General features: G+C 40.6%; 14 protein-coding genes and 1 riboswitch. All 14 genes read right to left on the bottom strand.

The window, feature by feature from the left end:
- Positions 1-19: 19 nt before the first annotated feature.
- The 14 genes from V1500_RS13440 to V1500_RS13505 all read right to left on the bottom strand — a co-directional run bounded on the left by V1500_RS13440 (position 20) and on the right by V1500_RS13505 (position 11,246).
- Positions 20-640 carry a bifunctional precorrin-2 dehydrogenase/sirohydrochlorin ferrochelatase gene (locus V1500_RS13440; protein ID WP_409299924.1) on the bottom strand — a complete coding sequence of 207 codons (621 nt, stop codon included), beginning with the start codon at positions 638-640 and terminating at the stop codon, positions 20-22.
- Entirely contained in the window at positions 621-1,382 is a 762-nt protein-coding gene (locus tag V1500_RS13445) for a sirohydrochlorin chelatase (protein ID WP_409299926.1), read from the bottom strand. Before V1500_RS13445 ends, V1500_RS13440 begins: the two co-directional genes overlap by 20 nt.
- Before the next feature lies 1 nt (position 1,383).
- The gene (cobA, locus tag V1500_RS13450; RefSeq protein ID WP_409305988.1) at positions 1,384-2,166 is read right to left on the bottom strand and encodes a uroporphyrinogen-III C-methyltransferase; all 783 of its coding nucleotides are present in this window, start codon (positions 2,164-2,166) and stop codon (positions 1,384-1,386) included.
- Between the two features lie 19 nt (positions 2,167-2,185).
- The gene (locus V1500_RS13455; RefSeq protein ID WP_409299928.1) at positions 2,186-2,401 is read right to left on the bottom strand and encodes a DUF3906 family protein; all 216 of its coding nucleotides are present in this window, start codon (positions 2,399-2,401) and stop codon (positions 2,186-2,188) included.
- 22 nt (positions 2,402-2,423) lie between these two features.
- A complete protein-coding gene (locus V1500_RS13460) occupies positions 2,424-4,040 on the bottom strand; it encodes a nitrite/sulfite reductase (RefSeq protein ID WP_409299930.1) in 1,617 nt (538 codons plus the stop codon).
- Positions 4,041-4,054: 14 nt separating this feature from the next.
- Positions 4,055-4,654 (bottom strand): adenylyl-sulfate kinase, encoded by a 600-nt coding sequence (gene cysC, locus V1500_RS13465; RefSeq protein ID WP_409299932.1) that lies wholly within the window; start codon positions 4,652-4,654, stop codon positions 4,055-4,057.
- Positions 4,655-4,676: 22 nt separating this feature from the next.
- Positions 4,677-5,825, bottom strand: a complete 1,149-nt coding sequence (gene sat / locus V1500_RS13470; protein ID WP_409299934.1) for a sulfate adenylyltransferase — start codon at positions 5,823-5,825, stop codon at positions 4,677-4,679.
- A gap of 63 nt (positions 5,826-5,888) precedes the next feature.
- Positions 5,889-6,602, bottom strand: coding sequence for a phosphoadenylyl-sulfate reductase (locus V1500_RS13475; RefSeq protein WP_409299935.1), 714 nt, complete (start codon positions 6,600-6,602; stop codon positions 5,889-5,891).
- Between the two features lie 273 nt (positions 6,603-6,875).
- A riboswitch (SAM riboswitch) is annotated at positions 6,876-6,983 on the bottom strand.
- A gap of 338 nt (positions 6,984-7,321) precedes the next feature.
- Positions 7,322-7,456, bottom strand: a complete 135-nt coding sequence (locus V1500_RS13480; RefSeq protein ID WP_409299937.1) for a hypothetical protein — start codon at positions 7,454-7,456, stop codon at positions 7,322-7,324.
- A 371-nt stretch (positions 7,457-7,827) separates the two neighbouring features.
- Positions 7,828-7,905 (bottom strand): hypothetical protein, encoded by a 78-nt coding sequence (locus tag V1500_RS13485; protein WP_409305989.1) that lies wholly within the window; start codon positions 7,903-7,905, stop codon positions 7,828-7,830.
- A 2-nt stretch (positions 7,906-7,907) separates the two neighbouring features.
- The gene (locus V1500_RS13490; protein WP_409299938.1) at positions 7,908-8,327 is read right to left on the bottom strand and encodes a DUF1648 domain-containing protein; all 420 of its coding nucleotides are present in this window, start codon (positions 8,325-8,327) and stop codon (positions 7,908-7,910) included.
- A gap of 95 nt (positions 8,328-8,422) precedes the next feature.
- Positions 8,423-8,950: a hypothetical protein gene (locus V1500_RS13495; protein ID WP_409299939.1), complete on the bottom strand. Its 528-nt coding sequence runs from the start codon at positions 8,948-8,950 to the stop codon at positions 8,423-8,425.
- 253 nt (positions 8,951-9,203) lie between these two features.
- Entirely contained in the window at positions 9,204-10,736 is a 1,533-nt protein-coding gene (locus V1500_RS13500) for an MDR family MFS transporter (RefSeq protein WP_409299941.1), read from the bottom strand.
- Positions 10,737-11,048: 312 nt separating this feature from the next.
- A complete protein-coding gene (locus V1500_RS13505; protein ID WP_409299943.1) occupies positions 11,049-11,246 on the bottom strand; it encodes a hypothetical protein in 198 nt (65 codons plus the stop codon).
- Positions 11,247-11,424: the final 178 nt, after the last annotated feature.

Raw genomic sequence — 11,424 nt, forward strand, 5'->3', positions numbered from 1 at the left:
GTCATCCAGCAGCTTCCATTTATGGTTTGGTTTCAAGCATGCTCTGAAGACGGTTATCGAAATTCATTCTCTCTATTCTAATCTCTTTATATTTTTCATCGGTCAACTCTGAAAGCAATTTTGTTTTCAGAGACGGATCCAGAGCGCTTCGATTGATGATCTTTCTTTCCTCAGAAAGAAATTCCAGGTATTCTTCGTATGATTCATCATATTCGTTTAATAATCTGTCTTTAATCTTCTTGGCAAGGTGAGGACTGGCACCACTTGTCGAAATTCCAATCACTAACTTTCCACGGGCTGCAACAGCTGGGATATGAAAATTGCCCAGTTCATGGTCACTAGCCACATTTACCAGCTGATGCTCTCCACTGTTTTCCTGGACTTCCCTGTTCACCTGCGTTGAATCTGACGCTGCAATGATTAAAAATGCATCCTTATAATCTTCTTTTTCTGCTACCTTACGTAACACTGTTACCTTATTATCATCCGAAAGTTCTGAAATTTCCTCACATAATTTAGGGCTTACTACTCGGACCTGTGCTCCCGCTTCCAGCAACGCCCCTATACGGCGAAAGGCAATTCTGCCCCCGCCGATAATAACGCATAACTTTCCTGAGAGATCAAGCATGACGGGATACAAGATCCTGTCCTCCTCCGGCTTCAATCACACGTTGCCTTAATACGCTGTTGATTAAAGGATGATAGCCAAGGTACTGGCATAAGATGAATTCTTTATCTTGGTCAGCCAAGCTTTTCCGGATTGTTTTTTGAATCGTGTTCATGAGTATTCCCGTGAACAGGAGATAAGGTACCACATAGATTTTTTTATATTTGCTTTGCTTTACGATTTCTAGCGCTTCTTCCAGTCCCGGTTTGGCTGCAGTCAAATAACAGGTGTCCACCCGGCCAATGCCAGCTCTTTCCTTTAGAAATCCGGCTATCGTGGTTAAATCACGCTTGACATCAGGATCACTGCTGCCTCTTCCTATCAATAAAACCATGCTGTCCTTATCTATTAATTTTCCAGTTTCGCTAAGGCGTTCCATCAAAATTTCAACCATATTGCCATGAACACCAATTGGCCGGCTATACCGCATTTCTACATTTGGAAATTGCTTTGATACTCTGGCAAGTTCGTTAGGTATATCTTCTTTTGCATGGACGGCTGTGAGCAATAACACAGGAATAACAATAATTGTAGCAGCTCCTCTTTCGACACATCTTGCATATGCTTCCTCTATTGTTGGATCCGCCAATTCCAAGAAACAGTATTCCTGAATTGCCACTGGAATTTCTTCCATACAGGTTTCGATAAACGAGATAGCCTGCTCGCAGGCTAGCTTCACCCTGCTCCCATGCAAAACATATAACACAGCTTCCATTTTAAAAAGCCTCGCTAACTAGCAGTTTTTGTTCCTTAGCGTTCAACTGTTCAAACCAGCTGATTTTTTCACGCATTTTTACTACCTCTCCGATTATGATTAATGATGGGTTTGTAATGTTATCCCTGGCTGCCGTTTCCACTGCGGTTTGCAATGTGCAGACGACAGTCTTTTGCTCACTAAAGGTGCCCCAATGTATAAAGGCGACAGGCGTGTCGGGGGTTTTTCCGTTTTCAATGAGCTTCTGCTGAATGTATGGCAGGTTCTTCACACCCATATAAATGGCAATAGTATCAATGCCTTTAGCAAGAGCTGCCCACTTAAGACTGTCATCTTCCCCTTCTTTGCGGTGTCCTGTTATGATGGCAAATGAGGAACCGTAATCACGGTGAGTGACTGGAATACCTGCATATGCAGGGGCTGCAACCCCTGCAGTAATACCAGGTACGATCTCAAACTCAATCCCAGCCTTTGCGACAGCTTCTGCTTCTTCCCCTCCTCTTCCAAATACAAAAGGATCGCCGCCTTTTAATCTTGTTACGACTTTTCCTTTTCTGGCATACTTCACCAGGAAGTGGTTTATTGTATCTTGCTGCAGAAGATGATAATCAGGAAGCTTGCCGCAATAAATCAGTTCCGCATCTGGTTTCGCATGGGCCAGCAGTTCTTTATTGATTAGTCGATCGTATAGTATGACGTCCGCTTCCTGGATGCATTTCAATCCTTTTACTGTGATGAGTTCTGGATCTCCTGGGCCTGCACCCACCAGATATACTTTCCCCATTTCCTTCACCCTTTCCGTTCTATAATGCTGTTTCAAGTTGAGATAATACGAAGCCTGTGCCTTTCCGGATTTTTTTCTTTTCATAAAGAGAAACATCCTTTACATCAGGCATAGACAAATAATGTTTTTCCAGTTCTATATCTACTAATCGAAAAGCCGCATCATCATTTTCCGCTGCTATGATTACATGAATCGGACCTTCCGCCAGAGCGACCTCAAATCTGTATAAATTCATAGAATATTCTTCCTTTACTCAATTAAACTGCTACATTTAGGATGGAATCTAATTTTTCCTGAAGTGGAAGAGTACCCACTCTTTCAACATAATCAAAGAATGTTTCGCCAGGAACCTTCGTTTCGTTAAAATACTCTAGAAGCTGTCTCAGGGTAGTGTCCAGTTGTTCCGCCTCTACCTTGCCCTTAAGCTTTTCATTGAGTTTCCCGCCATTGTTCAAGGTTCCGCCGACATAAATTTCAAATGCTTCAACCATTACCTTGTCTTTATTTTTCATCTTGATTCCCTGAAGTCCAATTTCAGCTATCTGCCTTTGGCCGCATGAGTTCGGGCAGCCAACCATATGAATCCGGACAGGTACATCAAGCTGGATTTCCTGGTCTAAATACTCTGCTATTCTTTTCATTCTTTCCTTTGTTTCTACCAGTGCAAGATTGCAATATTCAATACCCGTGCAGGATACCGAATAGCCAATGATCTTTTCTGGAGAAACCGGGAATTTCTTGAAAATGTCTTCCTGCAGCAGTGCCTCAACGTTTGCATCAGGTATGTTCGGAATAATTAGATTTTGAGAGTTACAGTTTCTAATATCCCCATTTCCATAGAGCTTCGACACACGCGCAAATTCGATGACTTCATCAGGTGTCAACCGTCCAACAGGAATATTGACTCCGATATAATTAAGGCCTTCCTGTTTCTGTTTGTGCACGCCGTAAAAATAACCTGCATTCCAGCCTTTCGATGCATCCTCTCCAGCCGAAAGCAGCGGTCCAGTGTACTCAAGAAGCTTTTCGTTGAACTTTTCAGGACCCCAATCTGCTACAAGAAATTTTAAGCGGGAACGGTGACGCTTTTCACGGTATCCGTGATCACGGAAAATCGTTGTGACAGCAATTGCGACCTGCAATGTTTGATCAGGGGTAATAAATACATCCAGGGCCTCTGCCAATTTTGGCACGGATGACAAGCCGCCGCCAACCTTGACATGGAAGCCTGCGACCCTTTCACCGTTAATATCTTTATAAGCAGGCACAAATGATAGATCGTTGATTTCAGAGTTTGATGCATTATAAATATTTGAGCTGATTGAAATCTTGTATTTACGGGGAAGGTTAGAAAAATCCTCATTAAACTGAAAATATTCATATACTTCCTTGACTACGTCCCTTGTATCGAATAATTCGTTCGGGTCAATACCAGCCAGTGGATTTCCTACGATATTTCTTGTAATATCTCCACAGGCCCCTGCTGTCGATAATCCAACCTCTTCTAGGCGGTTCAAAATATCTGGAATCTGTTCAATCGTCAGCCAGTGAAATTGGATAGCCTGTCTTGTTGTAATATCATAAACACCGCGCCCGTAATCCTTAGCAATATTGGCAAGGGCAATTGTTTGCTCATTTGTAAGGTGTCCTGAAGGAATGACGACGCGCATCATGAAATAGCCATCTTCTTTTGGACGCTGCAGATACAGACCTGCCCATTTGAACATATCCCACTCTTCTTTTGGAATAGAACTGAAGCCTTCTTTAGCATAACGGGGGATATCATCATAGATTTTAAGTCCGTCGCTTACGAGCTTTCTTACTTCTGTCTTATTAATACCGGGATTATCTTTCCAAAACTTATCGTATACCATGGTCTTCCACCTCTTTAAATGAAATTTCTTTTTGTCAAATAGCTGATTAGCCGTTCCGCGCATTCCTCTATGGAATATCGGTCGGTCTCCAAAACCAGAGCCGGATTTTCTGGTTCTTCATACGGGGAATCGATACCTGTAAAGTCCTTGATAATTCCCTGTCGCGCCTTTTCGTAAAGCCCTTTTGGATCCCGGTTTTCGCACTCCTCGATCGGACATTTCACATATACTTCAATGAATTCATCCTCCTCCAGAAGTTCCCGGACGATGGCGCGGTCCTCCCTGAAAGGTGAGATAAATGCGGTTAATACGACCTGTCCGCTATCTATGAACAATTTGGCGACTTCCCCGATTCTGCGAATGTTCTCCTTCCGATCCTCTGCTGAAAAGCCCAAATCTTTATTTAGTCCATGCCGGATATTATCTCCGTCCAGCACATAATTGCTAATGCCATTTTTATAGAGTGAGTTTGCCAGTTCGTTGGCGATAGTTGATTTACCTGAGCCTGATAAGCCTGTAAACCAAATCGCAAAGCTATGATGGGCATTTTGTATCCTGCGTGATTCCTTTGAAAGTGATAATTCATGCCAGGTTACGTTTGTGCTCTTTGCCAAAACATGTTCCTCCTATGTTGAATCAAGATTGCAGGGAAGCTACCTTGATACCTTTAATTAGTACTTCAATGACTTCTTTCCTGCTAAATGTGCTTGGCGGTATTTCACCATTACGGAGCATTTCCCTCACCTTGGTTCCTGAAAGGATCACATGGCTTTCTTTACCATGCGGACAAGTTTTAGTAGATGCCATGCTCTCGCATTCCTCACAATAAAAGCTGTGTTCAAAAAAGAGTAAAGTAATTCCTAATTCGTCTTCCGTGAAATTATCAAAGATTTGCTGTGCGTCGTATGTACCGTAATAATTACCGACTCCAGCATGATCCCTTCCTACAATAAAGTGAGTGCAGCCGTAATTTTTTCTTACCATGGCATGGAAGACAGCTTCACGAGGGCCTGCATATCTCATCGCCGCAGGGAAAACAGATAGAAATACTCGGTTTTTTGGGTAATAATTATCCAGTAAAACTCGATAGCTCTCCATCCTGATATCAGCAGGTATGTCATCAGATTTTGTTTCTCCAACCAATGGATTCAATAGGAGCCCATCTACAATTTCAAGTGCGGACTTCTGAATATATTCATGCGCCCGATGAACCGGGTTTCTGGTTTGAAATCCAACAATGGTATTCCAGCCTAATTGCTCGAATTGTTTTCTTGTTTCTGCCGGGTCCAGGTAGTAATCCGCAAATTTATCTCGTGGAATTCTTTTAACCTGGTGAACTGGACCTCCAACATAGACATTGCCTCTGCTGAATAGTTTAGCCACTCCAGGGTGTTCCTGGCTGTCAGTCTTATAAACTTCCCTTGCTTCCTTTTCTTTGTCAGGCGCATAGATATCCTGGACTGTGATAACTCCGTAGGTAGTGCCGTGTTGAACCAGCCTTACCTCGTCGCCGACAGATATGGAATCTGCTTCATCCTGACTGACAGGAAGCGTGATCGGAATGCTCCATACCTCTCCTGTAGAAAGATGCATGCCTTCCACCACTGATTCATAATCCTTCTTGGTCAGAAATCCGGTAATAGGGCTGTAGCCTCCTGTAGCGATAAGTTCAAGGTCACTAAGCGCCATATTATCTAATTCGATTTCTTTCAGGATGTGGTCAAATTTGTAATTGGGATTTAAACGGTTGACCAAAGTTCCACCATGCGGAATGCTTAATGTCATATATAATCCTCCATTCTAATATTTCCGTTCTTCAATCGTGTGTCAGTTATCTTTAAATATTCTTTATATGTGGAGGCCGCACTCCGTCTTGCCTGATCCGCTCCAGCGGCCTGCCCTCAAGTCATCCTCACTGAAAGCCGGTTTGGTACACTTTTCACAGCCTATGCTGGGATACCCCCTATCATGCAGGATGTTATACGGCAATCCCTGTTTGTGGGCGTATCTCCATACATCCTTCCATGTCCAATGGATCAATGGACAGATCTTAATGGATTTAAATTTATTATCTTTATTTATAAATTGTGTATTTTTCCTAGTTTCGGACTGTTCCCTTCTTAACCCGGACAGCCAGGCAGCGGGTCCGGAAAGCACCTGGTGCAGCGGTATTACCTTCCTTATCTCGCAGCATTTGTTTGGCTCTCTCGCCCACAATTCATCTCCATATTGTGAAGCCTGCTCCTCCAATGTAAGGTCCGGCTTTTTCATTTCAATTCTCAGCTGCGGATATCGTGTTTTTACTTCATCAATTAATTGGTAGGTCTCATTAAAATGGAGATCTGTATCCAGGAAGATCACTCTGGCCTGTGTGTTAATCTTAGAGATCAAGTCAATTAAAACGATTCCTTCAATTCCAAAGCTGCAGGCATAAACCAGCTCATCGCCGTAATGTCCATAGGCCCACTCCAAGACATTGAGAGCTCCCTTAGTCGGATTATCAATGTCAAATTCAATGGGGTTGAAAGTATCAAAGTCCTTGTGAAGCAATAAATTAGTCATATCTGTCCCCCCCTCTCAATTCATTTACCATTTGTTTTAAAGAAAAAATATTATTATCATCTCATGAACCAAATAAAAAAGGCAGCATTAACAAAATTCCAGAAATGGAATGTGTCAATACCGCCTCTAGTTTGTCTAGTCAGCTGTATATTTGTTTTCAGTTTAAGATGCCGCCTTTTTTATTGGATAATGGAATGTGAGCACTCTTAATCTCAATATAAAAATAAAAACCTTTCATTTTAGAAAGATTTCAGGCAATGTTGATACATAAAACCCTTATCTTCCAAAATGATTCTACATTTTGTTGGAGTTAGCACCTTGCAAGCATTGCAGGTTGCCGGACATCATTGGGCCAATTCCCTCCGTCGCTCTCGATAAGTTTAACTATTTAAAATAATACCACAATATCAAATAGTGTCAATATAGTTTTCATATTAATTTACTCGGAATTTAAAAATTAAAAATTTCTGACAAAAAATTTTTGGATTAACGAAATCCCGAAACTTCAAAAGGAATTACTGGCTTGAGTTTTAAATAGGTAATATCACTTATTTCCGGCTGTTCCACCTCTCCCTTCAAAGCAAAGCGTAATTTTAATCAATTTTGGCCACAAAAAAAACAACGGAGGCAAGCGCCTAACCGCATAAACAACTTTTCCACCGGTTTTAGCTTATTGACAATCCTGCTGTTCAAGTTGTTGTTTCTCCCTAGATTCTTTATTAAGCAAATAGCCTTTGAAGCCAATTAGACGGCTGTTTTTGATTTTTCTTCATACGATTAGAGTTCTGCGCCTCAGATATAAATTGCTGTTGTTTGTCTTGAATAACATCCATGATCAAATAATAATTGACCATACTATCCCCTCCTTGAATTTTTCCTATATACTAATGCGGGTTATTGTTTTGTTCACTGATCCTTATATACTCAGAATAAAGGAATGATCGTTTTTTAGCTTCAGCACTATGATTTAACTTATCTACACCGTTAGCCGGATATTTTATTCGGTCCAGATTAGCAACTCAGATAAGACGTTTGCAAATAAAAAGGAGCCTGCAAGGCTCCAACTTTTTAATAATACATTTATTCTTACTATCCAGCTGCTTGTTTCCTGAATATCCAGTAGGAATAGCCGATAGGGCTCAAAAGCAGAATGATAGCTGCTGGAACCAAAATGGCTTCTGATATCCTTTCAGGAAGGAAACTACTGATTATAAATAAACTCCGCTTACCCAAAAGTCTTCGCACCGAATTTCTGTGTAAGACTCCAATTTGCCTCATCATGAAGTGTCCATGGAGTTTTAATGCCTACAAAATACTTATTTTTACGTTAGGCATATACAATCCAATCAAGGTGAAAAGTACTCCTATCACGAAAGGGATAATAATATTCATTTGGATTTCATAACCAAGACCGGAACATATAATCATAAGATTAATTATAGAAAATAATACAAGTGTGGAAAAGTTTATCATTGAATACCCTTTTGTAAAGCTCTTGTAGTTTTCCCGTTTCGGGTCTATCTTTGGGATGATAACAAGGATCGCATACATGAAGACCATAATTCCAAGTGATAGAAGCATGGCATTTAATTTGGATGCAAAACCATCAGCATGATCATTTATACTCCAGTGGATGGGAAGTTGGTCCGGTAATCTCGAATAGAATGTCAGCCATATCATTAATGTAGCTGCAATTAATGATATCGGCAGGAAATGTTTTTTCACGGAATTCATCCTTTCTTATAAGTCTGTCGGAATTATCCGTCAAATATAAAAAGGAATTAAATGGTATATATCACTATGTTTTAAGCTTTATTTATTTATTCGATTTCTGAATCAAATGTAATAAACTCTTTTTTATGCATTCGAATAAAATTGCCGATAATCTGAAGTGTCTCAGGGCCAAGTTCATGGAAAGTATCATGCAGGGGTTTAAGCAGGTCATAGAGAGATGAATCGTAATCCAAATCGTTATACGTCACTTGAAAATTTTCCAGACTCCTTGGAAAATCCATTTTTAAAAGGCAAACCTCAATTTCCTCGATTAAATGAAGCAATTTATCAGTTCCTAGGTGGCGCAATCCCCATTTCAATTCCGACCAGGTTTCTGGCTGTGCAACAAAATAAGCACTCCACCAATAGAATTCTGCAAAGGAGTTTCGTGCATGATTATAAAAAGCACTGAACATAAATAATGCTTTTTGGCCAGTTGTTAAATGATCATAAACCTCTTTCTTCATGGCGCCCTTCTTGCCGCGAATCATGGGTATGATAGGTTCAAAACAATTTTCCGCCAGTGCTGAATCTTCCAATAATTCGAAATCCTCTTGGCTCATTGATTTCAACAAAAAAATCACTCCTTACCTTAAATTATATACCTTTGGGTAAAATTTCGGGAACAGGAAACGATTAAGGCATTTTCAAGGACTGGTTTCTTGTTTTTAGGTGAACCTGCCAAGTGTTTCTAGCCATTCGCATCATACAGATGATGCTTTTTGTTTTTCTAAACATACTGTCTTTTTTCTATCAATAGCAACGAGATGGGGATATACGAATCTGCTTTTAATTCCAATAAAAAAACCGCTAAAGGCGGCTTTTCATTTAATGCGATATACTCTGATTATCTTTCGTTTCTTTTTGCTCACCTACAAGTCGGTCATTAGTCAGCATGAACACGAAAATCAAAACCAAAACTGCAGGTATGATTGCCCAAGCAAATGTATAAGCGATTGAATCGGCAAGATGATCAATGATTTTATCGAGAATAGGCAGTGGAATATGGGCCCTTGCCTCCTCTGATAACAGGGCACGGGGATCACTTTGGCCGTCTCCGCTGAACATTTGCCCTGCTTCTTTAAATGTTTCTTTCATATCGTCGGAAAAAACATTTCGCTGGATGATCCCATATACGGTAATGCCGACAGTCATTCCAAGCTGGCGAACGAATGACACGGTTGAATTTGCAGAACCCCGCCGATCCGGACCAATATTATGGATTGCAGCCATATTTATAACTGAAAAAGAAGCACCTGTCCCCAGTCCAATTATGATCATATACCAGGTTACTGTTGCCCTAGTGGTGTCTGCATTTACCGTACTGAGCAAGTATATGCCAATAAGGAAAATCACCGCAAATACCAGCATGACATTCCGGTACCCAAACTTTGCTGCCGATATGGCACCTGTCTGGGCTGATACTACGACTCCCAGCATCATTGGCAGCAATATTAATCCTGCGTTTGTAGCAGTACCTCCTGTCACTCCCTGAATAAATAGAGGAATATATACAGATCCCACAATAAATGCTATGCCGTAAAGCAGGCCTACAATGGTACTGGAGGCAAATAACCGGTCTTTGAACATCGAGAAGGATATGACCGGATCCTCTGCCCTTCTTTCAGCAACAATAAAGATCAAAAATAACACAGCAAACCCTGTGAACAGTCCAATAATTACGTTTGAATCCCAGGCATACTCATTGCCACCCAATTCCAGTCCGAACATTAGGCAGACCACTGCGCCTACAAGCGTAGCAGCACCCAGCCAGTCGATTTTTTGTTTTTTATGTGCAAGGGATTCTTTATAAAATAACGCAATTAATAATAATGAAATAATACCTAACGGAAGATTGATGTAAAAAATCCAGTGCCAGCTGATATAGTCCGTTATGTAAGCACCTAACAAGGGGCCAAAAATGCTTGACAGGCCAAAAACCGCTCCAAAAAGACCACCCATTTTCCCCCTCTTTTCCGGAGGGAAAATATCAAAAATGATAGTGAAGGTGATCGGTACCATAGCCCCTCCCCCGATACCCTGAATAGCCCTATACACACTAAGCTGTTCAATGCTTTGAGCAGTCCCGCAAAGGATTGACCCAAACATGAAAAGTATGAGGCCCATAACAAAGAAACGCTTCCGTCCAAACATATCAGATAGCTTGCCGAATATTGGCATCCCAGCCATTTCAGCAACCATGTAAGCAGAAGTGACCCAAATAAATTTATCCAATCCGCCTAAATCTCCAACAATCGTAGCCATGGCTGTCGCAACAATCGTGTTATCCATTGAAGCCATCAGGATTGACAGAAGGAGCCCAGCGACCACAAAACCCTGCTTGCTTTTTACTTGATTCATACATATCTCCTTTTAACATTTTTATAAGTCAGCACCGATGGAATAATGTATACACAATATCAAATGAATATTCTTGGAAGCCCAATTCATTCCAAAAAAGTTAAGTACCTATATGACAATGTACCACAAAGTTACGGAACATAGGAGTTGCAATTAACAACATCAGCACATTCGTTTAACCTGTTCACTAAAAAAACCCCATTGAAATGGGGCAGTGAATTACTATATTATATTTTTTCTTATGGCCAATAGTCCTGATTTTCTTCTATATCCACAGGGAAAATGCAGTGTGAAAAGGCTCTATATCATCCATCAATTAAGCATACTTAAATTTACACAATCAATTTTCCCAAGGCAGAAACCTGTGTACTCACCATTTACAATTTCATATACTTCGAGTGGTTCTTTTCCCATGATTTTTACCGCATTTTTGACCGTGAATATTTCCCCTGTTTCAGCAACTACATTTCCATCCACATCATATATCGTATTAATCAGCTGAACCTTCATTATCCTTCTCCTTTTAAGAAATTTCCCAAACAGCCTCTAGGGATTGAATTTCTCTAAAATCTCGGTTATTTAAATATATTTTTAAAGCTCACGGTTATGTCACGAATCTTTTATAACTCTTAATTTATCATCGGCTGTGCCTTGCATAATTTTAATAGAAGAAATAACTATTTTTCGC

It is taken from the genome of Peribacillus sedimenti, from assembly GCF_046237635.1.
Taxonomy (GTDB): Bacteria; Bacillota; Bacilli; order Bacillales; family DSM-1321; genus Peribacillus; species Peribacillus sedimenti.

Coding starts and splice junctions, on each gene's coding strand:
- V1500_RS13445 (WP_409299926.1), bottom strand. CDS start 1,382: ATGGAAGCTGTGTTATATGTTTTGCATGGGAGCAGGGTGAAGCTAGCC.
- cobA (WP_409305988.1), bottom strand. CDS start 2,166: ATGGGGAAAGTATATCTGGTGGGTGCAGGCCCAGGAGATCCAGAACTC.
- V1500_RS13455 (WP_409299928.1), bottom strand. CDS start 2,401: ATGAATTTATACAGATTTGAGGTCGCTCTGGCGGAAGGTCCGATTCAT.
- V1500_RS13460 (WP_409299930.1), bottom strand. CDS start 4,040: ATGGTATACGATAAGTTTTGGAAAGATAATCCCGGTATTAATAAGACA.
- sat (WP_409299934.1), bottom strand. CDS start 5,825: ATGACATTAAGCATTCCGCATGGTGGAACTTTGGTCAACCGTTTAAAT.
- V1500_RS13475 (WP_409299935.1), bottom strand. CDS start 6,602: ATGACTAATTTATTGCTTCACAAGGACTTTGATACTTTCAACCCCATT.
- V1500_RS13480 (WP_409299937.1), bottom strand. CDS start 7,456: ATGGTCAATTATTATTTGATCATGGATGTTATTCAAGACAAACAACAG.
- V1500_RS13500 (WP_409299941.1), bottom strand. CDS start 10,736: ATGAATCAAGTAAAAAGCAAGCAGGGTTTTGTGGTCGCTGGGCTCCTT.
- V1500_RS13505 (WP_409299943.1), bottom strand. CDS start 11,246: ATGAAGGTTCAGCTGATTAATACGATATATGATGTGGATGGAAATGTA.